This window comes from Actinoplanes sp. URMC 104 (genome assembly GCF_051386375.1).
Taxonomy (GTDB): domain Bacteria; phylum Actinomycetota; class Actinomycetes; order Mycobacteriales; family Micromonosporaceae; genus Actinoplanes.
In genome coordinates, this window is sequence record NZ_JBPQTO010000012.1 from 25,933 (window position 1) to 50,718 (window position 24,786).

A 24,786-nucleotide genomic window follows, 5' to 3' on the forward strand; every position below is an offset into this window, starting at 1 on the left:
GCAGGGGTGGAGCGCCCACCGGCGCTCCACCCCGTTACTTCGCGCGGGACCGCAGCGAGTCGAGGTCGATCACCGACACCGACCGCCGGCTGGTGGCGATGACGCCCTGGCGGCGTAGCGCGCGCAACGCCTTGGTCACCGACTCGCGCGACGAGCCGGTCCACGCCGCGAGCTCGTCCTGGGTGAGCGGCAGCGTGATCCGTACGCCCTGGTCGGCGTCGGCCCCGAAGCGGTCCGCCAGCTCCGCCAGGCGCAGCGCGACCCGGCCCAGCGTGTCGTAGGTGCCGAACTCCACGCGCTTGCGGTCCGCGTCGCGCAGCCGGGACACGATCATCCGGACGATCCGCATCGCCGCCTCCGGGTGCGCGTGCAGGAACTGCAGGAAGGAGCCGACGCTGATCACGTACGTCTCCAGCGGTTCCACGGCTGACACCGACGCCGAGCGGGGAGCGCCGTCGAGCGCCGACATCTCGCCCAGCAGCGCGCCCGGCCCGCGGATCGCCAGCAGCACCTCGCCGCCCTGCGCGGTCAGCGAGAACACCTTGGCCCGGCCGCTGAGCACGAGCACCACGGTCGTCGACCGGTCGCCCTCGCTGAACAGCGTCGCCCCGGCCGGCCAGCGGCGCCGCCGCCCCATGCCGAACAGGTCCGCGCGGTCGCCGGCCGCCAGCCCGGTGAGGAACTCCCCGGGGTCCGTGCGGATCAGGAGACCATCCTCATGTGCCACGGGTCCTCCCCACTGAGGCCGTGCAGGACGTAGGCGCCGACCGGCTGCACCCGGCCCTTGACGGACAGGTCGCCCAGCGGCGTGACCAGCGCGTCCTCGCCGATCCGGTCGCGGGTGGACGCGCCGATCACCACCTGGCCCGGCGCGGCCTGGGTCTGCAGCCGGGCGGCCACGTTGACCGCGTCGCCCATCGCGTTGAAGTTGCGCAGCGCCTCTCCCCCGATGTTGCCGACCAGCGCCTCGCCGGTGTTGACGCCCACCCGGAACCGGGGCCACTGCGGGCACGTGGCCGCGATCCGGTCCACCTCGCGCTGCAGGGTCAGCGCCGCCCTTGCCGCGCGCAGCGCGTGGTCGGCCTGCCGGGCGGGCGCGTTGAACAGCGCCATCAGCGCGTCGCCGACGAACTGCACGACCGTGCCGTTCTCGCCGAGCACGGCGGCGGTGGCGACGTCGAAGTAGCGGTTGAGCATGTCGACGATCTCGCCGGGCGACGACCGCTCCGAGAACGTCGTGAACCCGCGCAGGTCGGCGAAGAGCGAGGTCACCTCGATGACGGCGCCGCCCAGCGCCGCCTGGCTCGGGTCGGCGACCAGCGCGGTCGCGACGTCGGGCGACATGTACTGCCGGAACAGCACGTCGAGCTGCCGATAGAGCCGGGCGTTCTCGAGCGCGATCGCGATCTGGGCGCCCAGCGAGGCGAGCAGCGCGGCGTCGCGGTCGGGCACGGGATCGCCGCGGCCCGCGATCAGCACCCCGGCCGGATGCCCCTTCACCACGAACGGCACGTGCAGCGCCCGCTCCGGATCGACCCGCTGGAGCTTGCCGTCGAGAGATTCCTGAGCCGTACGGACCGTGGCCGGCTGCATCGGCGCGCCCGCGTCCGGTCCCGCCGCCAGCACCGACGGGAACGCCAGGCGGTTGTCCTCGACGAGCCCGATGCGGACGGTGTAGCCGCCGAAAACCGACGCAACTCGGTGGACGGCCCCGCGCAGCAGCTCGAAGTCGGCGACCACGACCCGCGCGTCGTGTCCGATCGCGACCAGCGCCCCCAGCTTGCGGATCTGGTCGCGCTCGCTCGCGAGCGCGTCGGCGGCCCGGCTCAGCACGGCGGTCTGCCCGCCGGTGAGCTCGAAGCGCCGCCCCACCCGTTCCGCGGCGGCCGCCATCTGCTCCTCGGTGAGCGCACCCTGCTCGCGGCCGCGCAACGCGTCGGTCAGGCCCTCGAGCGCGGCGCCGTACTCGGCCCGCAGCTGCCGTGCGGTCTCCTCGGTGCCCACCGACGCGAACAGCCCGGCCGCCGCGCCCTCGTTGCGGTACTGCACCCAGGCGCTGTACGCGACGTAGCCGAACCCGGCCGCCATCAGCGCGTGCCACAGCCACCAGGAGGCGTGCCAGCTCGTCGCGGCGGCCATCGCCACGGCGGCCTCGGCGAGCAGTACGTACGCGGTGACGACCGACAGCAGCATGACCGCGCGGCGGCGGCGGTAGAGCAGGTAGTAGCGCAGGGCGGCGTACCCGAAGAGGATGACGCCGGCGGCCCCGAGCAGGATCGCCGGGGTGCTGCGCCCGGAGCCGGGCACCCGGTCGAGCGGCGCGCTGCCGGTCAGCGACACCACGGCCCACGCGGCGACGAGCAGCAACAGCAGCGTGCGCAGCGGCCCCGACCAGCGCAGCAACGTGGCACGGGACGACTCGGCGAGATCTGCCGCGCTCGCCGCCGCGAACACCGCGGCGAGCGTCAGCCCGATCGGGGAGGCGTACGCGAAGCCGGCGTTGCGGGCGTCGAGCACCACCTGGGGCGTGGCCGCGGCGTGCAGGCCGAGAAACGCGGCCGCCACCAGGAACGACAACGCCACCAGCAGCAGCCTCGTGTCCGCGCGGCGCCGCGCGGCCTGGTTCACGACGATCGCCAGCCCGAGGCTCACCACCGCGACCGCGAGGACCAGCCAGAAGTGCACCGTGTGGTGCTGCCAGTGTGCGTCGATCTCGGGCCGGGCGACGAGCAGCCACAGCCCTGCCATCGGGGCGGCCAGATGCGCCGCCCACACGGTCACCCGCGCCGTGCTGCCACGCCCTGCGACCTGCTCCATCGGCTCGTCCTCCAGACGACTCCGACCACCCACGCTAGTCGCGTGCGCGGCCGGTGACGCTGTCGGAAAAAAGCAGGCCCGATGTGTATCAGATCGCAAATCGACGCGGCTAACGACGCAACTTCAGCGATTTGGGGTTACTGTCGTCGGGAGCGGCCGGGACGACCGGCCCCGACGCGGACGTGCGGGCGACGGAGGAGCAACGATGACGATGCTGAGGACCACCCGGGAGGACACGGCGGCGGAGCTCGTCGACGCGCTGAGCCGCATGGAGGCCGGCGACCCCGCCCGGGCCGCGCTGCGGGAACGGACGATCGAGGCGTGGCTGCCGATGGCGCACCACCTGGCCCGCCGCTACACCGGCCGCGGCGAGCCGACCGACGACCTGGTGCAGGTGGCCGTCGTCGGCCTGATCAAGTCGGTGGACCGCTACGAGCCCGGCCACGGCGTGGAGTTCGCCGGCTTCGCCGTGCCGACGATCCTCGGCGAGATCAAGCGGCACTTCCGCGACCGCACCTGGTCGATCCGGGTGCCGCGCCGCCTGCAGGAGCTGCGGATGCGCATCACCGCGGCGAACACCGAGCTGACCCAGCAGATGCACCGCGCGCCCACGATGGCCGAGGTCGCCGCGCACCTGGAGGTCACCGAGGAAGAGGTGATCGAGGGCCTCGAGGGCGCCCGCGCCTACCAGGCGACGAGCCTGTCCACGCCGGTCGGCGACGAGGGCAACATGGAGCTCGGCGACACTCTCGGCGCCGAGGACAACGGGTACGAGCTGGCCGAGTTCCGGGCCGCGCTGCCGCCCGCGGTCGCCACGCTGACCCCGCGCGAACAGCAGATCATCGCGCTGCGCTTCTACGGCAACCAGACGCAGAACCAGATCGCCGAGAAGCTCGGGATCTCGCAGATGCACGTGTCACGGCTGCTGGCCGGGAGCCTCGCGAAGCTGCGCAAGCACATGGGCGGCGACGACTGAGGCCGCCCGGTCGCCCGGAAGGGGGAAAGAGAGCGGACGACGGGATTCGAACCCGCGACCCTCACCTTGGCAAGGTGATGCGCTACCAGCTGCGCTACGTCCGCGTTGAGGAGAACCATACCGGATCGGCCCGCGCCGATGCGCAACCGCCCCACCCGTCCCGCCCCTGATCGACGGCCGTGCCGCGGTGGCGGGTGGCGGGTAGCATCTGGCCAATGCCCATGGACGCCACGATCGTGCACGAACCGGCCGACGCCGACGGCCTGGTGGTCGCCTCGCTCAGCGGCGAGCTCGACCTCGACCGCGCCGACGCCGTGCGCGACCAGCTCGCCGCGATCGCGACCGACCCCGCCTGCCGTTACCTGCGCGTCGACGTGGCCGGCCTCGACTTCATCGACTCGTACGGCCTGGGCGCCCTGGTCAGCGCCCGCAACAGCGCCGCCGCGCAGGGCGTCACGCTCACGCTGGCCGAGCCCTCCCCGCCGGTCCGCAAGGCGATCGAGGTCACCGGCCTCGGCCACGTGTTCGGGCTCTGACAATCCTCAACCCGCGCCCGCGGCAACCGATCATCCGGGGGTCCTGCGCGCGCAACCACAGCGCACCGCGACGGGCACCGGCGGCGCACCCCCCGACCCGGAGTCTCTTCCCCATGCCCGGCCGACAACGGCCGGACAACCGGGGGAGATCAGATGCTTCGCAAGACCGTGCTCTCGCTGGCCGCGCTCGTCGCCGGGGCCGGCGCCGGGTTCGCGACCGGCCCGGCCACGGCCGAGGCTGCGGTCACGGCCGCGCCCGCCACCCAGAAGTGCGTGACGGACGCCAAGCTGGTGCCGAGCTGTGGAGTGCTGTGGGGCGCCGCCGCGGGCGGGTTCACCTCGCTGCCGCGCGACGTCGAGCACCGGAACTGGGAGAAGCTCAGCGGCCGCACGGCGACGATCTTCCACACGTACCACAAGGGTGACGAGAACTTCCCGACCGCGGCCGAGGTCGCCATGGTGCGCGACCCCGCCAAGCCGCGCGTGCTGCTGCTGAACTGGCGCGTCGAGTACGGCTCGACCTGGGCGAACGTGGCCGCCGGCAAGCACGACGCGCGCATCGACGCGTTCGCCGCCCGGGTCAGGGCCACGCTGCCGGAGAAGTTCTTCCTCGTGCTCAACCACGAGCCCGAGGACGACGTGCGCCCCGCCGCCGGCTCGGGCATGACCGCCAAGGACTTCGCTGCCTCGTACCGTCACGTGGTCGAGCGGCTCAAGGCGCGGGGCCTGAGCAACATGGTCAACGTGGTCGCGTACATGGGCAACGAGAAGTGGATGGCCCAGTCGTGGTGGAAGGACCTCTACCCCGGTGACGACCTGGTCGACTGGATCGGCCTGGACTCCTACGTCAGCGCCGAGCAGAGCTACTACCACTCGGGCGTCTTCGCCGACCTGCTCGACCGCCGCGCCAAGGGCGGCGAGGGCTTCTACTCGTGGGCGACCACCAAGCACCCGTCGAAGCCGCTGATGGTCGCCGAGTGGGGCGCCTACCACCGCATCGGCAAGGTCGTCGACAAGAGCAAGCAGTTCGCCAGCGTGCTGCCCGAGCTGGCCAAGCGCCCCAAGGTGAAGGCCGTCGTCTACTTCGACACGAAGAAGGACCTGTTCGGCGACCGCGACATCAGCATCGACAGCTCCCCGTCGAGCCTGACCGCGTTCCGCAAGCTCGCCGCCTCGCCGAAGTTCAACGTCACGCTGAAGCTGAAGTGACCACGGGCCGCCCTCTCCCCCGAGGGCGGCCCGTTTTATCGTATCGACGGAGTGAGTACTCACTCCGTAGGGTGAGCGCATGACGAGAGCACCCGGCATGACACCGGACCAGCGCCGAGAGACGATCGTGCGAGCCGCCCTGCCGCTGGTCGCCGAGCTCGGCTCCGCGGTGACCACGGCGAAGATCGCGCGCGCCGCCGGCATCGGCGAAGCCACGATCTTCCGCGTCTTCCCGGACAAGGACGCCGTGCTGGCCGCCTGCATCGCGGCCGCCATGGACCCTTCCCAGGTGCTGCGCGAGCTGGAGTCGATCCCGCTCGACCAACCGCTGGCCGACCGCCTGACCGAGGCCGTGGACGCCCTCGACGCCCACCTCGGCCGGATGGGCGCCGTGATCGGCGCGCTGCGGGCGTCCGGGACGCCCCGCCGGCCCGCGCTCGCCCGCTCCGAGAGCCGGGACGCCGCGCAGGCCGCCACCCGCCGGGCCGTGCTCGAGCTCTTCGAGCCCGATCAGGAGCAGCTCCGGCTCTCCGCCGAGCAGGCGACCGACACGTTCCTCGGCGTCTTCTTCAGCCGCGGCGCCGACCGCGGCCGGATCGCCGACGTGATCGACGTGTTCCTGCACGGCGCGCTCGCCCGCTGACCCGCTCCGGCCGGGCCCGTAGCCGCCCGGGGTCTGTCGGGCTAAACCGTCTTGAGGCACGGTGTGGGGATGCCGTACACGCAGCTCGACGACGTGAACACCTGGTACGCCGAGGAGGGGGCGGGCGAGCCGCTCGTGCTGCTCCACCCGGGCAGCGCCGACTCGCGGGCCTTCGAGATGACCAACCTGGCGGGGCTCGCCGAGCGGTACCGGACGTACCGCTACGACCGGCGCGGGCACGGGCGCACCGCGGACGTGGGCGGGCCGATCACCTACGAGCGGATGGCGGACGACGGGATCGCCTTCCTGGAGCGCGTGGTCGGCGGTCCCGCTTACGTGCTGGGGCACAGCGACGGGGCGCCGGTCGCGCTGCTGGTCGCGCTCAAGCGGCCCGACCTCGTCCGCAGGCTGGTCTTCGCCTCGGGAGTCTTCCACCACGAGGGGTGGCTGCCGGGCATCCTCGACCTGGCCGAGGAGGACTACACGTTCCTCAAGGACTGGTACGGCGAGGTGTCCCCGGACGGGCGCGAGCACTTCGACGACGTGTACGCCCGGCTCGACGCGACGCACCGCTCGGAGCCCACGCTCACCGTCGACGACCTGCGGGCGGTCGCGACGCCGACGCTGCTCATGTTCGCGGACGACGACGAGGTCGAGCCCGCGCACCTGCACGCGATGCACCGGGCGATGCCCGCGGCGCAGCTGGCGATCGTCCCGGGCACCACGCACGGGCTGCTGGGCGACAAGCCCGAGCTGTGCAACCGCCTCATCGTCGACTTCCTCGAAGAGCAGCCGCCTCCGCCGTGAGGGCGGACACCAGCGCGGCGGCGCGCGGCGAGCGACCGGGCGCGCTGACGGCCACGGCCGCCCGGCCGCGCCAGCCGGCGTCCTGGACGGTCACCACCCGTACGCCGGAAGGAAGACCGGGAACCGCCAGGCCGGGCAGCACCGTGAGGCCCAGGCCGGCGGCCACCAGGCCCAGGCGGGTCGGCCAGCTGCGGACGGCGTACGCGATCCGCGGCTCGCGCAGCGTGGGCCAGGCGCCGAACTGCGGGTCGCCCCGGTTGCCCTCGCCCACGATCCACGGCTCGTCCCGCAGGTCGGCGACGCCCACCGGGCCCTGCCGGCCCAGCCGGTGACCGTCCGGCACCGCGACCAGCAACACGTCCTCGCCGAGCGCGTCCTGCCGCAGCCCGCCCAGGTCCCACGCGGGCAGGCCCTGCCCCACCCCGACGACCGCCACCTCGAGCCGGCCGCCGCGCAGCCGCCGCAGCAGCGTCGGCGTCGAGGCCTCGCTCAGCGTCACCTCGACCCCGGGGTGCTCGGCGCGCATCCGGGCGACCGCCCGCGGCAGCAGGGCGGCGCACGCGGTCGGGAAGGCACCGACCGAGACCCGCCCGGCGAGGCGGTCGCGCAGACCGGCCAGCTCCGACTCGGCGGCCTCGACCCCGGCCAGCACCCCGGCCGCGTGCCGGGCGAGCACCCGCCCGGCCGCGTTCAGCGTGACGCCGCGCCGGCCGCGGTCGAACAGCGCGACGCCCGCCGCAGCCTCCACCGCCGCGATCTGCCGCGAGATCGCCGACTGGGTGTAGCCCAGCGTCTCGGCCGCGGCCGTGAACGAGCCGGTGGCGGCGACCTCCTGCAGCACCCGCAGCCCGGTCAACGTGAACTCGGCCATCCCGCGATTCTGCCATGCGTCCGGCGCATGGCTGTCGTGTCTGATCTTCGTTGGAGACCGGGTCTGCGGCGGGGCATCGTGGACGCATGAAGACTTGGCTCATCACCGGCACCTCGTCGGGTTTCGGTCGCCTGCTCACCGAACGGCTGCTCGAGCGCGGCGACCGGGTCGCCGCCACGCTGCGCCGCCCCGACGCGCTCGACGACCTGGCCGCCCGAGCGGGCGACCGGCTCCGGGTGGCGACGCTCGACGTGACCCGGCCGGACGACGTACGCAGGGTCGTCGACGAGGCCTTCGCGCACTTCGGCACCGTCGACGTGGTCGTCAACAACGCGGGGTACGGCCTGCTCGCGGCCGTGGAGGAACCCAGCCGCGAGCAGATCCTGCGGGTGCTCGACACCAACCTGGTCGGGTCGATCGACGTCATCCGCGCGGCGCTGCCGCATCTGCGCGCGCAGGGACACGGCCGGATCCTGCAGGTGTCGTCGGCGGGCGGGCAGACCACGTACCCGGGCTTCGGCTACTACCACGCGGCGAAGTGGGGCATCGAGGGCTTCTGCGAGACGCTCGCCGCCGAGGTCGCCCCGTTCGGCATCGGCGTGACGATCGTCGAGCCCGGCGCCACGCCCACCGGCTTCGGCGCCGGGCTGGACACGGCGCCGGTGATGCCCGAGTACGACCGGACGCCGGCCGGCGACACCCGGCGCGGGCTGGCCGACGGGTCGTTCCGGGTCACCAACGACCCGGCCGCCATCGCCGCCGCCATGATCGCGAGCGCCGACGGCGACGAGGCCCCGCTGCGGCTGCCGCTGGGCGACGACACGTACCGCGACGTCCGGGCCTCGTACGTGCGCCGCCTGGAACGTCTCGACGCCTCGCGCGAGGTGGCCCTGTCGGTGGCGCGCCCGGCCCGCTGATCGTCGCCGTCGACCGGCGGGGCGTCAGCTCAGCCGCCAGTCCTGGGTCTGCCCGGGCGCGCCGGGGTGGGTGCTCAGGCGGAAACGGGTGAGCTCGGCGCCGCCCTCGACCTCGAAGACGACCTCGCGCCCGGTCCACGAGGCCGGGTCGAGCCGGGTGGCTGGGTGGAGCTGGCGCGCCTCGGTCAACTCGACGTTGCGGGGGTACGCCTTGCCGGCCTTGTCGACCAGCCAGGTGTGCCTCTCGACGTCGGTCAGGAAGGGCACGCCGCCGGTGTTCTCGACCCGCACGGTGACCGAGACCAGCCGGTAGCCGAGCCGGGGCTCGAGCGCCGGCGCCGACGGGTTGTCCGGGTCGACGGGCGACGCCGGGTTGAGGATCCGCACGAGGCTCAGCGTCATCTCCGCGCCGGCGTCGCCCGGCATGATCACGCTGCCGTCCGGCGGCAGCACCCGGCCCACCGGCACCGGCGCGGGCGGGCTGGTGGGCGGCGGGGTCGTGGGCGGCGGGGTCATGGGCGTCGGGGCTGCCGTCGGGGTCCAGGCGGGCTGGGCCGGCGTCACGCCGTACGCATAGGGGTCGAAGGCCGGCACGTACGGCATCGTGGCGTCGGTCAAGCCGTCGGAGGAGCCATGAAGGTGCACCGCGACCCCGGTGACGCCGAGCACGGCGGCCACGACGCCGGCGACGACGATCAGAGGTCCGCGCGTCGACGGCGGCTTGCGCCCGGTCGCCGTCGCGGGAGCCGGGAGTTCCAGCGGTTCCGCCGCCTCCCGCCCGGCCGTGGCGCGGCCGTGGCGCACACCCCACACGGCCCCACCGGCGGCAGCAGCGGCCACCACCGCGATCACGATCCACCGGGAGCGCTTGTTCACGGCCCCCGCATCGGCACCCGGACCGCAACCCTGAGGGCATCGAGCAGGCGATCACACCGGATCGCCTGGGGTCAGAAAGGGTAGCCGGCGGCCTGGCTGCGGACGGTGATCCAGCGCGTCTCGGTGAAGGCCTCGATGTTGGCCGCGGCGCCGCCGAAGCGGGAGCCGGTGCCGGAGGCGCCGACCCCGCCGAAGGGGGCGTTGGCCTCGTCGTTGACGGTCTGGTCGTTGATGTGGGCGATGCCCGTGGGGATGCGGTCGGCCAGCTCGACACCGCGCAGGGCGTCGCGGGTGACGATGCCCAGCGACAGGCCGTACTCGGAGTCGCCGGCCAGGGCCACGGCCTCGTCGAGGCTGCCGAACCGGGCGACCGGCGCCACCGGGCCGAAGATCTCTCTCGCGAACGCGGGCGTCGACGCGGTGACGCCCGCGAGCACCGTGGGCCGGTAGAACAGCTGGTCGTACTCGCCGCCGGCGGCCAGCCGCACGCCGGGGACGCCCGCGCTGGACGTCACGATGTCGTGGATCTTGTCGCGCTGACCGGCGTCGATCACCGGGCCGAGCGCCACCTCGTCGCGCGCGGGGTCGCCGACGGGCAGCTGCGCGGCCTTGGCGGCCAGCCGCTCGACGAAGTCGTCGTACAGGCTCTCGTGCACCAGGTGGCGGCCCGTGGTCATGCAGATCTGGCCCTGGTGGAACCAGCTTCCCCACGCCGCCAGGTTGACCGCCTGGTCGACGTCGGCCTCGGCGAGCACGATCAGCGCCGAGTTGCCGCCTAGCTCGAGGTGGGCGCGCTTGAGGTGCCGGCCCGCGAGCTCGCCCACCCGCCGGCCGGCCTCGGTGGAGCCGGTGAAGGACAGCACGGCCGTACGCGGGTCGGTGACCACGGCCTCGCCCACGTCGCGGCCGCCGGGCAGCACCTGGAACAGCCCGTCGGGCAGCCCGGCCTCCTGGAAGATGCGCGCCAGCACCAGGCCGCCGGTGACCGCCGTACGCGGATCGGGCTTGAGCAGCACCGCATTGCCCAGCGCGAGCGCGGGCGCCACCGAGCGGATCGCCAGGATGATCGGCACGTTGAACGGCGCGATCACGCCCACCACCCCGACCGGGTAGCGCCGCGTCATCGACAGGCGCGGCTCGCCGGTCGGGATGAGCTCGCCGTACGGGCGGCCGGGCAGCGACGCGGCCTCCCAGCACTCCTGCTCGGCGGTCTGCACGGCGAAGCCGGCCATCCCGGGGACGGCGCCCACCTCGCGGATGTTCCACCACGAGATCTCCTCGGCGTGCTCGGCCCAGAGCGCGGCGGCCCGGCGCAGCACGGCGGCGCGCTCGACATGCGGCGCGGCGGCCCACTCCCGCTGGGCGGCGGCGGCCGTACGGGAAGCCGCCTCGACGTCGGCGGGGGTGGCCAGGTTCAGCTTGCCGAGCGTGCTGCCCGTCGCGGGTTCCAGCACGTCGACGGTCTCGCCGCTGCCCCCGCGCCACCGGCCGTCGGTGAAGATCAGATCGTTCCAGCGGTTCTCGTCGAGCAGCGCCATCGGGGGTTCCCTTCGCGGGGACGGGGGTCCGCCGAGCGTAGGCCTGCTGTTTCCGCGCGATCAACGGAAGGTTTCCGGTCGGTGGAAGGTGAACCTTGCGCGGCTGCCGCCCGTACCTCCCGTCGTGCCCGACACCCCCACGCCGGTCCGCCGCCGTCTCCGCCCGCTCGCCGGCGGCCTGCTCACCGTGGCCGCGGCCGCGCTGATCGTCGCCGCGCTCGTCGTGCCCGACTCGATCGCCAAGCCCAAGGACGGCGCCTTCCTGCCGGGCGCGTTCCTGCGGCTGCCGATCGAGGCCATCCTCGCGGGCGCGGTGGTCCTCGCCCTGCCGGTGCGGTGGCGCCGGCCGGTGGCGGCGCTGGCCGGGCTGGGCATCGGGCTGCTGGTCATCTTCAAGATCGCCAACGCCGGTTTCCGTACGGTCCTCGGGCGCAGGTTCGACCCGATCGTCGACCCGCCGCTGCTGCGCGACGGCTACAACGCGATCCTCTACACCGACGGGCGCGCGCGGGCCAACCTGGCGGTGGCCGGCGCGGTCCTGCTCGCGATCGCGATCCTCGCCGCCCTGGTGCTGGCGTCGCTGCGGCTGGCCCGGGTGGGCACCCGGCACGTGCTGCCGGCCCGCCGGGTGCTGGCCGGGCTGAGCGCCGCGTGGGTGGCGCTCGCGCTCAGCGGGGTGGCGCTCTATCCCAAGGCGCCGGTCGCGTCCGACTCGGCGATCTCGCTGCTCAAGTCGACCGCGCGGCAGGTGCCGGTGACCATCCGCGACGAGCGCCAGTTCGCCTCCGCGGTGGGCCACGACCCTTACGCGCAGACCCCCGCCGAGGACCTGGTGTCGGGCCTGCGCGGCAAGGACGTGATCATCGGGGTGGTCGAGAGCTACGGCCGCAGCTCGCTGACCGACCCCGGCATGGCGGCGATCACGGGTCCCGCGCTGGCCGCGGCGGACGCCAAGCTCGCCTCGGCCGGCATGCACAGCCGCTCCGGGTGGCTCACCTCGTCGACGTACGGCGGCGGCAGCTGGCTGGCGCACGGCTCGTTCCAGTCGGGCCTGTGGGTGACGACCCAGCAGCGGTACGACCGGGTGACCGGCGGCGACCGGCTCACGCTGACCCGCGCGTTCAAGGAGGCCGGCTGGCAGACCGCGGGCATCGAGCCGGGCAACACCAAGGACTGGCCCGAGGCGGAGTTCTACGGCTACGACCGCGTGCTCGACAAGCGCACCCTCGGCTACCGGGGGCCCAAGTTCGGCTGGAGCCCGATGCCCGACCAGTACGTGCTCGACCAGTTCCAGCGCAAGGTGTACGCCACGGCGACCCGGCCGCTGATGGCCGAGGTGACGCTGACCTCCAGCCACGAGCCGTGGACCCACGTGCCGTCCATGGTCCCGTGGGAGTCGCTCGGCGCCGGCCAGGTCTTCGAGTCCCAGGCCGCCGGCGCCCCCGACCGCCCCGCGCTGTGGTCGGACACGGTCAAGACCCAGGCCGCGTACGCCCGGACGGTCGCCTACTCCGTCGACAGCTTCGTCTCGTGGGCGCAGAAGTACGGCCGCGACGACCTGGTGCTCGTCATCTTCGGCGACCACCAGCCCATGTCCGTGATCACCGGCCCGAACGCGAGCCGCGACGTGCCCGTCTCGGTCGTCGCCAAGGACCCGGCCGTCCTCGAGCGCATCGCAGGCTGGAACTGGACGCAGGGCCTGCGCCCCGCCGCCGACGCCCCCGTGTGGCGGATGGACGAGTTCCGCGACAAGTTCTTCGCCGCGTACGGCCGCGAGGACGGGGTCGCCCTGGCCCCGCGCTGACCGCCGGCCCGGTCCGGTCAGCGTTTGCGCGCGAGCAGCCAGAGGTAGCTGACCTCGTGGCCGCCCTCCAGCTGCGCCACGATCTCGTCGCGGAGGATGTCGAAGCCCGCCCCGGTGAGCAGCCGGCGGCTGGTGCCCGGCTCGTAGGAGCTGAAGTACATCGGGGCGCCCAGCCAGTCGGCGACCACGCCCGGGGTGTCCTCGACCTCCACGCAGCACAGCAGGAGCCCCGACTCCGCCAGCCAGCCGTGCACGAGCCCGAACATCTCCGGCAGCCGCTCGCGCGGCAGGTGGTCGAAGGTGTAGAAGGCGGTCACCGCCGCGAAGGCGCCCCGCGGAAGATCCAGCGCGAGGATGTCGCCGGTGGCGAACTCGCCGGCCGGGACGTTGGCCCGGGCCAGCTCGACCTGCCGCGGCGAGACGTCCACGCCGGTCAGGCGGTGCCGGCGCACGATGCGCTCGCCGGCCGGCAGCCCGTTGCCGCAGCCGAGGTCGAGCACCCGCACCCCGCCGGGCAGCCGGGCGAGCAGGTCGTCGAGCCAGGCCAGCCGCGGCCAGGGCGCGTCCCGCTCCAGCTCGGCGTACCGCTCGGCGACAGCGTCGTATCCCCGGGCGACCATCTGTTGCGGCTGCTCCTGCATGTCGCCCCCTCGTGTCCCGGCTCCTGCCGAGCCTAGGCGGGCTGGCTAGCGGGAGCTCACCTTCTGGAGGCCGCGCTTGAGGCGGCGGCCGCGGCGGCGGAGGCGTTCGAGGGGGTTCCGGCGGGGTTCGGGCAGCTGGAGGTCGAGGTGCTCGGCGTGGCCGATCATGCCGATGATGGTCTCGATGGCGGCGTCGAGGACCTGCTCCTGGGCCAGCTGGTCGGGCGTCGCCTGCGGCTCGACGTCGACCGGGCGCAGCTCGGCCAGGTCGCCGACCACGTCGCACGGGTACTCGTCCAGCTCCTTGATCTGCTTCTCGGCCATGTCGAGCACCCACTCGGCGCGGTCGGGGCCGATGCCGAAGCGCAGCTCGTTCGTGCGCTGCTTGAGCACGGCGTCGACCAGGTGCCGCTGCACGACCCGCTGGTACGGCGCCCGGTGCGGGTACCGCTCCCCCAGCGCGCGGTTGACCCGGCGCAGCACCTCGACCTCGGCGGCGCCCAGCGAGGTGTTGGCGCCGCCGGGCACGTCGAGGTCGCAGACGCCGTCGGGGATGCCGATGACCTCCGCGAAGCGCCGCCACAGGGTCTCGCGCGGCGCGCCGGGGCCCGGCACGGTGATCAGGTGGCGGCGCTCGGCGGGCACCAGGTCGCCCCAGCGGCGCAGCATCCGGTTGGCCGTGTGGTGCTCCCAGAAGTCGTCGAACCGGCCTTGCTGCACGGCGCCGAGGAAGTCCTCGAAGCTCCACACGCCGCGGGCCCGGATGCTCTGCTGCCACATCGACGGGAAGGTCCGCCACAGGTCGCGCGCGGCGACGATGACGTGCACCTCGGCGGGCGACATGCTGCGCACCGCGCGGGCGGCCTGCGCGGCGGTGGCGGCGCCCAGCCCCTCGTTGGTGATCACCACGTCGCCGGGCCAGGCGGCGGCGGCGGTGACCATCCGCTCCCACGACCAGGCGGGGCTGGCGTGCCAGCTCAGCCCGCGCAGGTCGGCCATCGCCTCGTCGTGCGACGCGAACTTGCCGGGCAGCAGAATGCCGGCGTCCTTGAGGGACTGCAGGTTGTGCCACAACACGTTCTGCACGAAGGTGCTGCCGGTCTTGGGCGCGCCGATGTGGAGGAAAACGCGTTTCGCCATGCCGCCTCCCGAAGGTCTTTACGACAGCACAACGTGCCCGGCGACCTGAGGTGTCGGCTTTGAGTGCATTGTGCACGGAATGTGACCTTGTCTCGCAACCGCCGATCGGCGCGCCATCATGCCTGGTGGGGCGTCATCCGAGAGGGATTCGGCGCTCGCTCACCCTTCCGGGGTCATGGCGAGGATCCGCCGCGACACGATGTCCGCCTGACGGGTCGGCTCGGGTATGCGACATCGGCCGCTGAGGCGTACCGCCAGGCGCGCACCATCGTCTGTTCCGATGCGGTGCCCGGCCGACACGAAACCGGTTTCCAGCAGCGCCGGAGGCGTCGAGCGGCGGTCGATCGCGGCGCGCAGCAGCGGTACAGACAGAGGTGGCCCGGTGACCGCGGACAGTGCGGTCACCGGGCCCCTCGGCGCGCCCGGCTGGGACTCAGGCGCGGAGCACCGCCACTCCCCTGGCGGTGAGAGTGCGGCCGGCGCCACCGAGGGAGGTGAGGTCGACCGGTTCGTCGGTGCGGTTGATAACGAATCGGGTGGTGCCGCGGACCGCCAGCTCGACCCGGCCGCGCAGGTCCTCGGGCAGCTCGCTGGTCACGCCCGCGCGCTCCAGCAGGTCGCCGAGCACCGGCACGAGGCCGGCGGGGCCGAGCCGGGTGGAGACGTACGCGGCCGAGCCGGCGCCGGCGGTGCGCCGGGTGATCGCCGGGCGGCCGGCCTGGTCGCCGGTCTTGTACGAGGCGAGCACCGCGGTGTCCGGGCCGGTGACGTCGATGCGGTCGGTCCACAGCGTGCCGGTCAGGCCGTTGTCGAGCTCGGCGGTGTCGCCGTCGAGCAGCGGGCCGAGCTCCTCGATGCGGATGCCCAGCAGGTCGCGCAGCGCGCCGGGGTAGCCGCCGAGCCACGCGTGGTCGTTCTCGTCGACGATGCCCGAGAAGTACGTGGTGACCAGGTGCCCGCCGCCGGTCACGAACGCCTCCAGCCGGGCGGCCAGCTCGCCGGGCACGACGTGCAGCACGGGCGCGACCACCACGTCGTACCCGTCGAACGCGGACCCGGCCGGGATCACGTCGGCGCGCACGCCCAGCTCGAGGAACGCGGTGTACCAGTCGAGCGCCTCCCGGCGGTAGCGCAGCCGCTCGGTGGGGTGCGAGTCCTGCTCGACCGCCCACCACGAGGTCCAGTCGAACAGGATGGCGGCCCTGGCGGGCGTGCGGAGTGTGCCCGCCAGCGGCGCGAGGTCCCGCAGCGTGGCGCCCAGCGCGACCACGTCGCGGAACAGCTCGCTGTCGGTGCCGGCGTGCGGCACCATCGCCGAGTGGTACTTCTCGGCGCCGGCCCGCGACTGCCGCCACTGGAAGAAGCAGACCGCGTCGGCGCCGTGCGCGACGTGCGTGAGCGCGTCGCGCTCGAGCTCGCCGGGCTTCTTGGCCAGGTTGATCGGCTGCCAGTTGACCGCCGACGTCGAGTGCTCCATGAGGAACCACGGCCGCCCGCCGGCCAGGTTGCCGGTCAGGTTGGCCGAGAACGACAGCTCGTCGAGCTCCTGCGGGCTCGGCAGCCGGTAGTGGTCGTTGGCGATGAAGTCGACCTCGGACGCCCAGTCGGCGTAGTCCATGCCCCGGGTCTCGCCCATGACCATGAAGTTCGTGGTCACCGGGATGTCCGGGGTGATCTCCCGCAGGATCTCGCGCTCGGCGATCAGGTAGTCCTTGAGCGCGTCGGACGAGAACCGCTTGAAGTCCAGCTGCTGCGTGGGGTTGGGGTGGGTGGCCGCCTGCCGCGGGGGCAGGATCTCGTCGAACGAGCCGTACCACTGCGACCAGAACGCCGCGCCCCAGGCCTCGTTGAGGTCGTCGATCGTCGCGTACCTGGCCCGCAGCCACGTGCGGAACGCGGCCGCGGCGTCGTCCGAGTAGTCGTAGACGTTGTGGCAGCCGAGCTCGTTGCTGACGTGCCAGGCGGCGACGGCCGGGTGGTTCGCGTACCGCGTGGCCATCGTCCGCACCAGCCGCAGCGCGTGCTCGCGGAAGATCGGCGAGGTCGGCCGCCAGTGCTGGCGGCCGCCGGGCCACACGGTGTTGCCGTGCTGGTCCACCGGAAGGATCTCCGGGTGCCGGGTCGCCAGCCACGGCGGCGGCGAGGCCGTCGCCGTGGCCAGGTCGACCGAGATCCCGTTGGCGTGCAACAGGTCGATCGCCTCGTCGAGCCAGCCGAAGTCGTACGTGCCCTCGGCCGTCTCGAGCTTGGCCCACGAGAAGATGGCGAGCGAGACGATCGTGACGCCGGCCTCGCGCATGGCGCGCACGTCGTCGTCCCAGACCTCGCGCGGCCACTGCTCGGGGTTGTAGTCGGCGCCGTACTCGAGGCGGGGTTGCCCGTCCCGGCGCAGCCAACGGGGTGCTGACACAGAATCTCCCAGTTACTTGACGGTGAAGCCCTGCTCGTTGCCGTACTTCGCGGACTGGTCCTGCCAGGCCTTCAGTCCGTCGGCGAGCGGGGTGTTCGAGACGTACGCCTTGCCGGCCGTGTCGTTGAAGATGCTGTTCGAGTAGACCTGGAAGGGCAGGTAGCTCCAGCCGGTGACGACGTTCTGCGCGGACTTCGCGAAGATCTCGTTGGCCTTCTGGCCGCCGAAGTACTCGAACTCGTCGCCGAGCCACTTCGGGTCGGCCAGCGTCTTGCTGGTGGCCGGGAACGCGCCGCCGTCGACGCGGATCTGCACGCCGTCACCGTCGTTGGCGAACTTCAGGAAGCCGTACGCGAGCTCCTTGTTGGCACCCTTGTCCATGATCGCCAGCGAGCTGCCGCCGTTCTCGGCGCTGGCGGTCTGCCCGGCGGTCCACTGCGGCAGGTCGGCGACGCGCCACTTGCCCTTGCCTGCGGGCGCGCTGGTGACGAAGTTCGCGGGCATCCAGGCGCCGGTCGCGATCGTGGCGATCGAGCCGTTGCCCATGCCCTGGAACCACTGGTCGCTCCAGGAGCTGATCGGCGCGAGCAGCTTCTCGCTGATCAGCGTCTGCCACACCTTCACGAACTCCTGCGAGCCCGGGTCGTTGAAGTTGATCGTGACGTTGGTGCCGTCGACCTGGTACGGCTTGCCGCCGGCCTGCCAGATGAGGCTGGTGGTCAGGCCCGCGTCGCCGGTGTCGTTGGTGATGTAGACCTTGGGGTCGGCCTTGTGCAGCTTGCGGGCGGCCTCGAGGTACTCCTGCCAGGTCTTGGGGACCTCGATCTTGTACTTGTCGAAGACTTCCTTGTTGTAGTACAGCGCCATCGGGCCGGAGTCCATCGGCAGGCCGTAGACGCCGCCGCCGGAGTTGACCGAGTTCCACGGGCCGGGGTTGAAGTCGGCCTTGAGGCTTTCCGCGCCGTACGGCTTGAGGTCGGTCAGCGCCTTGCCGATCGCGAACTGCGGCAGCGCGTAGTACTCGATCTGGCCGACGTCCGGCACGCCCTTGCCCGCGGAGATCGCGTTCTGCAGGGCGGTGTACTGCTTGTCGCCGGTGCCGGCGTTGACCAGGTCGACCTTGACGTTCGGGTACTTCTCCTGGAACTTCGTGACGACGTCCTTGAGGGTGGGCTCCCACGCCCACACCGTCAGGGTGCCGCCCTTCTGGAGCGCGGCGTCGACCTGGGCGTCGGTGACGGTCGCGCCGCCGCCGGAGGAGCCGGACGAGGTGTCGTCCCCGCCGCCGCCACAGGCGGCGAGGGCCAGGACAGCGGCCGACGCGGCGGCCGCCACCTTGAGGAATCGGGACATGGAGGCGGGTCCTTTCGAGGGAATCATTCTTTGACGGAGCCGGCGGCCAGGCCGGACTGCCAGTACCGCTGCAGCGAGAGGAACGCTGCGAGCAGGAGCACCACGGTGATCAGCGAACCGGTGATGACGAGGTTGAAGACGGCCTCGCCGCCCGCCGTCGCGGCCTGCGCGTTCCACGAGTTGAGGCCGACCGTCAGCGGGTACCAGTCCGGGTTCTTGAGCATGATCAGCGGCAGGAAGTAGTTGTTCATCGTCGCGACCATGGTGAACAGCAGGGTCGTGATGATGCCGGGCATCAGCAGCGGCACGCTGAGGCGGAACAGCGTGCGGAACTCGCCGGCGCCGTCGACGCGGGCCGCCTCGAGCATCTCGGTGGGCACCGCCTGCGCCGCGAAGGTCCACATCAGGTACAGCCCGAACGGCGAGATCAGCGACGGAATGATGACGGCCCACGGGGTGTTGGTGAGCCCCATCTTGCTGAACATCAGGAAGGTCGGGACGGCGAGCGCGGTGGGCGGGACGGCGACCGCGCCGATGACGATCGCGAAGACCGCCTTCTTGCCGACGAAGTCGAACTTGGCGAGCCCGTAGCCGGCCAGCAGCGCGAGGAACGTCGCGCCGCCCGCCCCGACCACCACGTACAGCAGGGTGTTGCCCAGCCAGCGCAGGAAGATCCCGTCGTTGTACGTGAAGGTGTCGGCGAGGTTGCTGAACAGCGCGAACCGGCCGTCGTCGAACCAGAGCCCGAACGAGGAGAACAGCCCCTCCTGGGTCTTCGTCGCGTTGATCAGCAGCCAGGCGAGCGGGAACAGCGAGTAGATCGCCATCAGCGCGGTGAGCACGGTCAGCGTGATGCTGCCCTTGCGGCGCGGCTTTCTCGTCGACAGGGTCACGGGCTTCGCCGTACGCGGGGAGGTCTTCGCTACCGACGTCGTGGTCATCAGAGGTCCTTCGTCCCGCGCAGCTGCACCACGTAGGCGACGACCATGGTGAGCACGGCCATCACGACCGCGACGGCCGCGGAGTAGTTGATCTGCTGGCCGGCGAAGGTCAGCGAGTAGGCGTAGAAGTTCGGCGTGAAGTACGTGGTGATCGCGTTCGGCGCGAGGTTCCGCAGGATGGCCGGCTCGTTGAACAGCTGGAAGCTGCCGATGATCGAGAAGATCGTGGCGATGACCAGCGCGCCGCGGATGGCGGGCAGCTTGATCGAGCGGATGATCCGGAACTGGCCGGCGCCGTCGATCGCGGCCGACTCGTAGAGCGACCTCGGCACGACCTGCAGCGCCGAATAGAAGATCAGCATGTTGTAGCCGACGTACTCCCAGGTGTTGATGTTGCCGATCGAGGCGAGGATGAGGCTCGGCCGCAGCGGATCGGGCAGCGTGATCCCGAGGGCGTCGTTGAGGTTGCCGATCAGGCCGAACTGCGAGCCGTAGATGAAGCCCCACATCAGCGCGGCGACGACGGCCGGCACCGCGTACGGCAGGAAGATCGAGACCCGGAAGAAGCTCTTGCCGTACAGCCGGCCGCTGTCCAGGGCGAGCGCCACCAGCAGCGCCAGGAACAGCATGATCGGCACCTGGACCACCAGGAACAGCGCGACCCGGCCGACCCCGGACCAGAAGTTGGGGTCCTGCAGCGCCTGCGTGTAGTTGTCGAGGCCGACGAACGAGTTGCCGCCGATGAGCCGGTTGCGGTACAGGCTCAGGTAGATCGAGTAGACGATCGGGGCCAGGAACACCAGCGCGAAGACGATCATGAACGGGCCGACGAACTGCCAGCCCTTGTACGAACGGCGCGTGCGCGTCGCCCTGGGCGGCGCCGCAACCTGGGGAACTGCCATCTGCCCTCATCCTGTCTTGCCCGACACCCGGATGTTTACGCAAACATGACACCGGCCGACGGTGTTCGACCATGTTTCTTTACGATCACTGCTGTGATGTTTGCGTAAACATGCGGGTGATAGTTTCACCACGTGCAACGAACGTCAAGCAACCGTCGCCGAGGCGTCTCGATGGCCGACGTGGCGCGTCTGGCAGGGGTCTCCTCCCAGACGGTCAGCCGCGTCTCGACCGGGCACCCCGGAGTGCTCGAGTCGACCCGGCGCGAGGTTCTGAACGCGATGCAACAGCTGGGCTACCGGCCCAATAGTGCCGCGCGCGCCCTGAAACGGGGCGAATTTCGTACGATCGGCGTCATTTTGTTCACCTTGTCGACCACCGGCAACAGCCGGACGGTCGAGGCGATCGCCGCGCAGGCCGCCCAGGAGGGCTACGCGATCACGCTGATCCCGGTGGCGATGCCCACCCAGGACGGCGTGCTGGGCGCCTTCACCCGCCTCGGCGAGCTCGCGGTCGACGGCGTCATTGTGATCATGGAAGTGCACCTGCTCGACGCCGCGAACCTCACCCTGCCGCCCGGCGTGCAGGTCGTGGTCGTCGACTCCGACGCCGGCGACCGCTACCCCGTGGTCGACACCGACCAGGCCGACGGCGCCCGCCAGGCCGTGCGCCACCTGCTCGGGCTCGGCCACGAGACCGTCTGGCACGTCACCGGCCCCGCCGAGTCCTTCGCGAGCGAGCGCCGCGCGGCCGCCTGGCGCGACGTGCTCACCTCGGCCGGCCGTCCCGTGCCGCCCGTCGAGCGCGGCGACTGGTCGGCGCTCTCCGGCTACCGCGCCGGCCTGCGGCTGGCCGACGAGCCCGGCTGCACCGCCATCTTCGTCGCGAACGACCAGATGGCCCTCGGCGTGCTGCGCGCCCTGCACGAACGCGGCCGCCGCGTGCCCCAGGACGTCAGCGTGGTGGGCTTCGACGACATCCCCGACGCCGTCGCCTACCTGCCCCCGCTGACCACCGTGCACCAGGACTTCGCCGAGGTGGGGCGGCGGTGCGTCCAGCTCCTGCTCGACCAGATCCAGCGCCGGGTCGTCGAACCCGGCACCGTCCTCGTCCCCACCACGCTGACCGAACGCGACAGCACCGCTCCCCCACCCTGACCGGCGCTCCGCTCACGCACGCCTGCGGAGAGCCCTTGCGAGACGACACGGTCTCCCCGGACCCTACGGGACCCGGACACCGACGCCCGTCTGAAGCTGCGACGGTGGATGACAGGCCGTTGTCACTGGCCGTCTCGCGAAGCCGCGCAGATCAACGCCGGCAGAGCGTGTCGTCGATCAGCTTCTGCGCAAGCTGACGCATGGACTGCTCCTTCGCCTGATCAGCGAGCTGGGACGACATCGAGAGCACGACGACGCGCTTGCCGTCCGGGCTGACGCCGTTGAGGGTGGTCCAGCCGAGTTCACCGCCGGCGTGCGCCCAGTAGCCGCCGCAGCTGTCCGGGATCGACGTGATGCCGAGGCCGTACCGGGCGCCCGGGAACACCTGCGCCGGGCCGGACTCCGGCACCGTCTCGTGCATCTGCGCCATCTGGGCCGGAGCGAGCAGCCGCCCGCCTTGCAGCGCCTGCCAGAATCGGGCGAGGTCGGCGAGCGTAGTGATCATCGCCCCGGCGGCATCGGCAGCGGTCGGGTTGTAGAGGGTCGTGTCGACGAGCGGCCCGCCGGCCTCGGCCTGGGTGTAGCTGTCGGCGTGCGGATCACGCAGCGCCGGCTCGTCGTCCGGCACGTACGTGTGGTCCAGATGCAGCGGCGCGAGGATCCGGTCGTGGACCTCCAGCGCCCACGAGTGCCCCGTCACCCGGCCGACGATCATCCCGGCCAGCACGTAGTTGGTGTTGGAGTAACTCCACGACGTGCCCGGCGCGAACAGCGGCGGTGTCCTCATCGCCAGCGCCACCAGGCCGCCGGCGTCGTAATGGTCGAACCGGTGCGCCTGGAAGCCATCCGCGGACGCGAGCAGCGGCAGCCCGTCGGTGTAGTCGGCCATGCCGCTGGTGTGCTGCATCAGCTCCCGTACGGTGATCTTCCGCCCGTCGTTCCCGTTGCCCGTCACCACGCCGGGAAGCCAGCGCTCCACCGAGTCGTCGAGCGACAGCCGCCCCTCGCCGACGAGTTGCAGCAGCACCACCGACACGAAGGTCTTGGTGTTGCTGCCCATCCGGAAGTATCCGCCGGCCGGCACCGGCGCCCCGGTGGCGAGGCTCGCGACCCCGGCCCGCGCCGTGGTCACCCGCCCGTCGACGTCGGTCAGTCCTTGCACGCCGGTGATGCCGTACCCGTGCAGTTCCTCGACGGCGGCCTGCAGCCGCCCTTCGCCGCCGCCGGAAGCGTCCGAGGCGGTCCCGGCCATCACCAGAACGCCGGCCAGCGTCGCGGCGACGGTCACCCGCACGGACCGAGCTCCTCGCATGGTGCGTCCCCCCATGGCAATGCCAAGACAACCGCCGACCACCGCAAAGATTCAGTATCGAAGATCCTTACCGAACATGTCTCACCCATCAGCACCGATACCGCCGGCGCGCGAGCAGATGCCCCGGGCCAAGGGTGGGCGACGCCCGGACGCGGCAGATCCGCGCACCGGATTCAAGCCGTGCATCCCCGGTCGTGCAGACGATGTGCAGGAACTTTCAGGTCGGCGGACGCTCGGTAGCGCGGAGCCAGCTGTCTTCTGCCGCGTAGTCGAACCACGACGTGGCGGTCTCCGGTTCGATGCCTGGCGGCTTCCAGGTGGGTTCTTGGGCAACCTCGTCGATCATCCAGTCGATCTCGTCGGTGACCGTGGTGGCGTAGTCGCCGACCGGCCGGTATCCCAGCGCCTGTGCGGCGCTGGTGTCCAGAACTATCGGCGGGATCCGGTGCCACGGGTGCTTGCCGAGCTGTGGCGGCGCGTTCTCGTCGAGAAGCACCTCGTTCCAAGCGTGACCAGTCACGGCGGCGATCAGGCGGGAGATCGTCAACCCGTCGGGGGCGTCCGGGTCCGCCGCATTGAGTATGCGGCGCCCCGGCCGTTGCGCCACGACCTCGACGAGAGCGGCGATGTTGACAGCTGCCGATGGATGGTCGGTGCCCTGACCATGACCGGCAAGCAAGAGCGCCGGCCGGCGGTCGAGAGCTCGCTTGACGAAGTACCACTCCCGCGGTGGTGCAGCGCCTTCGCCGTGCACCTTCGAGGGACGCAGGACGGTTACCGGCAGGCCGCTGTCGAGCAGGACCTGCTCGGCGGCGACCTTGTTGGCGCCGTACCCCTGCGGTGAGTCATACGGCATATCGCCGGGCTTCATGGTGGGTTGCCGCTCGGTCACCGCTCCGGCGAACCGGGGAGGTGACGGCGAGTTGACGTGGTTGCCCTCCGCGTCGACGTATACCGCCTTGCTGGAGATCATCACGGTGGAGCCGACATTGCGGATCAAGGGGAGCAGCAGGCGGGCCTGGGCGGCCGTATAGCAGGCGCAATCGACGACAAGATCACGCCCATCCCCCACGGCCACCCCGAGTCCAGCCGGATCGTCGCGATCGATCAACGACAGCTCGACACCGGCAGCTGCCAGGTCGGCAGGCAGGCGACGCGGATCACGGCCAGTGACGGTGACCCGCCAACCGGCTGAGAGCAAACGACGCGCCACGGCACGGCCGATCAAGCCGGTACCACCGACGACCAGAGCAGACTGCACCACCGACCCCCAACCGGCGCGGCACCGACCTCTCGCACCACTGTCCGGTCAGCATCCTCTTCGGGCTGCCGCCGTCGGAGAGCTGAGCAGAATCGGGTCCGAAACTTGATCCGGTGCTGGTGCCCGGGGCCTGTACCAGGTGGTCAGGCGACCGGTGCCTGCTCCAGGGCCGCCGCGAGGGATTCGGCGTTTCTGCGGTCGACCCGCGGGAAGGTCAGCGACACACCGTCGCCGGCTGCGAACCCGAGGCGCAGCAGGCTGACCAGACCGAGCTTCTTCTCGGCCAGCGTCACCTGGTCGCGCGGGACCTCGCCGAGCAGGTTCCTGCCCGGACCGCCGAGGAAGGTCTGTGGCAGGAACAGCACCCGCCGGTCGGTCACCACCACGAACTGCTTACGGTTCTTCGTGAGCGCCGCCGCGAGCGCCCCGCCGGCCTCCAGCGCGATGCCCTGCTTCACGACTGTTCCGAGCCGGCTGGCCGAGAACTTGCCCACCACGGCCCGCGCGGCCGCGACGGGCTGCTCACCCGCCTGCAGGTATGACGCGACGTACTCGAAAGCGCGGGCTTCCAGTTTCTGCTGCACGACATCTCCATTCAAGATCAACCGTCCGACATCGTAGAGAGCGCCGGACCGGGTGGAGATCGTACGAACGGCCATCGATGCCGGTGCCCACCG

At 71.9% G+C, this 24,786-nt stretch carries 23 protein-coding genes and 1 tRNA gene; 8 read left to right on the top strand and 16 right to left on the bottom strand.

The window, feature by feature from the left end:
- Positions 1–34: 34 nt before the first annotated feature.
- The gene (locus ACSNN8_RS39000) at positions 35–727 is read right to left on the bottom strand and encodes a Crp/Fnr family transcriptional regulator (RefSeq protein ID WP_436655682.1); all 693 of its coding nucleotides are present in this window, start codon (positions 725–727) and stop codon (positions 35–37) included.
- Positions 703–2,817: an adenylate/guanylate cyclase domain-containing protein gene (locus tag ACSNN8_RS39005; RefSeq protein ID WP_436655684.1), complete on the bottom strand. Its 2,115-nt coding sequence runs from the start codon at positions 2,815–2,817 to the stop codon at positions 703–705. The genes ACSNN8_RS39000 and ACSNN8_RS39005 overlap by 25 nt, the downstream gene beginning before the upstream one ends.
- Positions 2,818–3,022: 205 nt before the next feature.
- Here ACSNN8_RS39005 and ACSNN8_RS39010 point away from each other — a divergent pair, with 205 nt between their 5' ends.
- Positions 3,023–3,793 (top strand): RNA polymerase sigma factor SigF, encoded by a 771-nt coding sequence (locus ACSNN8_RS39010; RefSeq protein WP_436655686.1) that lies wholly within the window; start codon positions 3,023–3,025, stop codon positions 3,791–3,793.
- A 31-nt stretch (positions 3,794–3,824) separates the two neighbouring features.
- Here ACSNN8_RS39010 and ACSNN8_RS39015 read toward each other — a convergent pair.
- A tRNA-Gly gene (locus tag ACSNN8_RS39015) sits at positions 3,825–3,897 on the bottom strand.
- 111 nt (positions 3,898–4,008) lie between these two features.
- On the opposite strand from ACSNN8_RS39015, the gene ACSNN8_RS39020 reads away from it, so the two are divergent.
- The 4 genes from ACSNN8_RS39020 (at position 4,009) to ACSNN8_RS39035 (ending at position 6,988) form a co-directional block, all read left to right on the top strand.
- Positions 4,009–4,329 (top strand): STAS domain-containing protein, encoded by a 321-nt coding sequence (locus ACSNN8_RS39020; RefSeq protein WP_436655688.1) that lies wholly within the window; start codon positions 4,009–4,011, stop codon positions 4,327–4,329.
- Positions 4,330–4,482: 153 nt separating this feature from the next.
- The gene (locus tag ACSNN8_RS39025) at positions 4,483–5,538 is read left to right on the top strand and encodes a glycosyl hydrolase (RefSeq protein WP_436655690.1); all 1,056 of its coding nucleotides are present in this window, start codon (positions 4,483–4,485) and stop codon (positions 5,536–5,538) included.
- 79 nt (positions 5,539–5,617) lie between these two features.
- Positions 5,618–6,181, top strand: coding sequence for a TetR/AcrR family transcriptional regulator (locus ACSNN8_RS39030; RefSeq protein ID WP_436655692.1), 564 nt, complete (start codon positions 5,618–5,620; stop codon positions 6,179–6,181).
- A gap of 69 nt (positions 6,182–6,250) precedes the next feature.
- Entirely contained in the window at positions 6,251–6,988 is a 738-nt protein-coding gene (locus ACSNN8_RS39035; protein ID WP_436655694.1) for an alpha/beta fold hydrolase, read from the top strand.
- On the opposite strand, the gene ACSNN8_RS39040 is transcribed toward ACSNN8_RS39035, so the two are convergent.
- Positions 6,948–7,859, bottom strand: coding sequence for a LysR family transcriptional regulator (locus ACSNN8_RS39040; RefSeq protein WP_436655696.1), 912 nt, complete (start codon positions 7,857–7,859; stop codon positions 6,948–6,950). The two genes, ACSNN8_RS39035 and ACSNN8_RS39040, sit on opposite strands and share 41 nt — an antisense overlap.
- An 86-nt stretch (positions 7,860–7,945) precedes the next feature.
- Between ACSNN8_RS39040 and ACSNN8_RS39045 the strand changes: the two genes are divergently transcribed.
- The gene (locus tag ACSNN8_RS39045; protein ID WP_436655698.1) at positions 7,946–8,776 is read left to right on the top strand and encodes an SDR family oxidoreductase; all 831 of its coding nucleotides are present in this window, start codon (positions 7,946–7,948) and stop codon (positions 8,774–8,776) included.
- A gap of 24 nt (positions 8,777–8,800) precedes the next feature.
- Here ACSNN8_RS39045 and ACSNN8_RS39050 read toward each other — a convergent pair whose 3' ends face one another.
- Positions 8,801–9,652, bottom strand: a complete 852-nt coding sequence (locus tag ACSNN8_RS39050) for a hypothetical protein (RefSeq protein WP_436655700.1) — start codon at positions 9,650–9,652, stop codon at positions 8,801–8,803.
- Positions 9,653–9,723: 71 nt separating this feature from the next.
- Positions 9,724–11,190 (bottom strand): aldehyde dehydrogenase family protein, encoded by a 1,467-nt coding sequence (locus ACSNN8_RS39055; RefSeq protein ID WP_436655702.1) that lies wholly within the window; start codon positions 11,188–11,190, stop codon positions 9,724–9,726.
- An 88-nt stretch (positions 11,191–11,278) separates the two neighbouring features.
- Here ACSNN8_RS39055 and ACSNN8_RS39060 point away from each other — a divergent pair, with 88 nt between their 5' ends.
- Positions 11,279–12,994, top strand: a complete 1,716-nt coding sequence (locus ACSNN8_RS39060; RefSeq protein WP_436655704.1) for a sulfatase-like hydrolase/transferase — start codon at positions 11,279–11,281, stop codon at positions 12,992–12,994.
- 17 nt (positions 12,995–13,011) lie between these two features.
- Here the strand turns inward: ACSNN8_RS39060 and ACSNN8_RS39065 are convergent, their stop codons facing one another.
- The 7 genes from ACSNN8_RS39065 to ACSNN8_RS39095 form a co-directional block, all read right to left on the bottom strand.
- Positions 13,012–13,635 carry a class I SAM-dependent DNA methyltransferase gene (locus ACSNN8_RS39065; protein ID WP_436655706.1) on the bottom strand — a complete coding sequence of 208 codons (624 nt, stop codon included), beginning with the start codon at positions 13,633–13,635 and terminating at the stop codon, positions 13,012–13,014.
- 45 nt (positions 13,636–13,680) lie between these two features.
- Positions 13,681–14,775 carry a hypothetical protein gene (locus tag ACSNN8_RS39070; RefSeq protein ID WP_436655708.1) on the bottom strand — a complete coding sequence of 365 codons (1,095 nt, stop codon included), beginning with the start codon at positions 14,773–14,775 and terminating at the stop codon, positions 13,681–13,683.
- 159 nt (positions 14,776–14,934) lie between these two features.
- Entirely contained in the window at positions 14,935–15,180 is a 246-nt protein-coding gene (locus tag ACSNN8_RS39075) for an endonuclease V (RefSeq protein WP_436655710.1), read from the bottom strand.
- A 28-nt stretch (positions 15,181–15,208) separates the two neighbouring features.
- The gene (locus ACSNN8_RS39080; protein WP_436655712.1) at positions 15,209–17,185 is read right to left on the bottom strand and encodes a beta-galactosidase; all 1,977 of its coding nucleotides are present in this window, start codon (positions 17,183–17,185) and stop codon (positions 15,209–15,211) included.
- A gap of 12 nt (positions 17,186–17,197) precedes the next feature.
- Positions 17,198–18,538: an ABC transporter substrate-binding protein gene (locus ACSNN8_RS39085; RefSeq protein ID WP_436655714.1), complete on the bottom strand. Its 1,341-nt coding sequence runs from the start codon at positions 18,536–18,538 to the stop codon at positions 17,198–17,200.
- A 23-nt stretch (positions 18,539–18,561) separates the two neighbouring features.
- Positions 18,562–19,479: a carbohydrate ABC transporter permease gene (locus ACSNN8_RS39090; protein ID WP_436655716.1), complete on the bottom strand. Its 918-nt coding sequence runs from the start codon at positions 19,477–19,479 to the stop codon at positions 18,562–18,564.
- Positions 19,479–20,381: a carbohydrate ABC transporter permease gene (locus ACSNN8_RS39095; RefSeq protein WP_436655718.1), complete on the bottom strand. Its 903-nt coding sequence runs from the start codon at positions 20,379–20,381 to the stop codon at positions 19,479–19,481. Before ACSNN8_RS39095 ends, ACSNN8_RS39090 begins: the two co-directional genes overlap by 1 nt.
- Positions 20,382–20,513: 132 nt before the next feature.
- Between ACSNN8_RS39095 and ACSNN8_RS39100 the strand changes: the two genes are divergently transcribed.
- The gene (locus ACSNN8_RS39100; RefSeq protein WP_436655720.1) at positions 20,514–21,536 is read left to right on the top strand and encodes a LacI family DNA-binding transcriptional regulator; all 1,023 of its coding nucleotides are present in this window, start codon (positions 20,514–20,516) and stop codon (positions 21,534–21,536) included.
- A gap of 151 nt (positions 21,537–21,687) precedes the next feature.
- Here the strand turns inward: ACSNN8_RS39100 and ACSNN8_RS39105 are convergent, their stop codons facing one another.
- The 3 genes from ACSNN8_RS39105 to ACSNN8_RS39115 all read right to left on the bottom strand — a co-directional run bounded on the left by ACSNN8_RS39105 (position 21,688) and on the right by ACSNN8_RS39115 (position 24,768).
- A complete protein-coding gene (locus ACSNN8_RS39105; protein WP_436655722.1) occupies positions 21,688–22,830 on the bottom strand; it encodes a serine hydrolase domain-containing protein in 1,143 nt (380 codons plus the stop codon).
- A 235-nt stretch (positions 22,831–23,065) separates the two neighbouring features.
- A complete protein-coding gene (locus ACSNN8_RS39110) occupies positions 23,066–24,109 on the bottom strand; it encodes an NAD-dependent epimerase/dehydratase family protein (protein ID WP_436655724.1) in 1,044 nt (347 codons plus the stop codon).
- A 143-nt stretch (positions 24,110–24,252) separates the two neighbouring features.
- Positions 24,253–24,768 (bottom strand): hypothetical protein, encoded by a 516-nt coding sequence (locus ACSNN8_RS39115; protein ID WP_436655726.1) that lies wholly within the window; start codon positions 24,766–24,768, stop codon positions 24,253–24,255.
- Positions 24,769–24,786 lie beyond the last annotated feature (18 nt).

Bases quoted from the DNA above. Each gene is read 5' to 3' on its own strand.
- ACSNN8_RS39070 (WP_436655708.1), bottom strand. From the start codon at position 14,775: ATGGCGAAACGCGTTTTCCTCCACATCGGCGCGCCCAAGACCGGCAGC.
- ACSNN8_RS39010 (WP_436655686.1), top strand. From the start codon at position 3,023: ATGACGATGCTGAGGACCACCCGGGAGGACACGGCGGCGGAGCTCGTC.
- ACSNN8_RS39115 (WP_436655726.1), bottom strand. From the start codon at position 24,768: ATGGCCGTTCGTACGATCTCCACCCGGTCCGGCGCTCTCTACGATGTC.
- ACSNN8_RS39065 (WP_436655706.1), bottom strand. From the start codon at position 13,635: ATGCAGGAGCAGCCGCAACAGATGGTCGCCCGGGGATACGACGCTGTC.
- ACSNN8_RS39095 (WP_436655718.1), bottom strand. From the start codon at position 20,381: ATGGCAGTTCCCCAGGTTGCGGCGCCGCCCAGGGCGACGCGCACGCGC.
- ACSNN8_RS39035 (WP_436655694.1), top strand. From the start codon at position 6,251: ATGCCGTACACGCAGCTCGACGACGTGAACACCTGGTACGCCGAGGAG.
- ACSNN8_RS39005 (WP_436655684.1), bottom strand. From the start codon at position 2,817: ATGGAGCAGGTCGCAGGGCGTGGCAGCACGGCGCGGGTGACCGTGTGG.
- ACSNN8_RS39025 (WP_436655690.1), top strand. From the start codon at position 4,483: ATGCTTCGCAAGACCGTGCTCTCGCTGGCCGCGCTCGTCGCCGGGGCC.
- ACSNN8_RS39045 (WP_436655698.1), top strand. From the start codon at position 7,946: ATGAAGACTTGGCTCATCACCGGCACCTCGTCGGGTTTCGGTCGCCTG.
- ACSNN8_RS39055 (WP_436655702.1), bottom strand. From the start codon at position 11,190: ATGGCGCTGCTCGACGAGAACCGCTGGAACGATCTGATCTTCACCGAC.
- ACSNN8_RS39090 (WP_436655716.1), bottom strand. From the start codon at position 19,479: ATGACCACGACGTCGGTAGCGAAGACCTCCCCGCGTACGGCGAAGCCC.
- ACSNN8_RS39030 (WP_436655692.1), top strand. From the start codon at position 5,618: ATGACGAGAGCACCCGGCATGACACCGGACCAGCGCCGAGAGACGATC.
- ACSNN8_RS39040 (WP_436655696.1), bottom strand. From the start codon at position 7,859: ATGGCCGAGTTCACGTTGACCGGGCTGCGGGTGCTGCAGGAGGTCGCC.
- ACSNN8_RS39085 (WP_436655714.1), bottom strand. From the start codon at position 18,538: ATGTCCCGATTCCTCAAGGTGGCGGCCGCCGCGTCGGCCGCTGTCCTG.
- ACSNN8_RS39020 (WP_436655688.1), top strand. From the start codon at position 4,009: ATGCCCATGGACGCCACGATCGTGCACGAACCGGCCGACGCCGACGGC.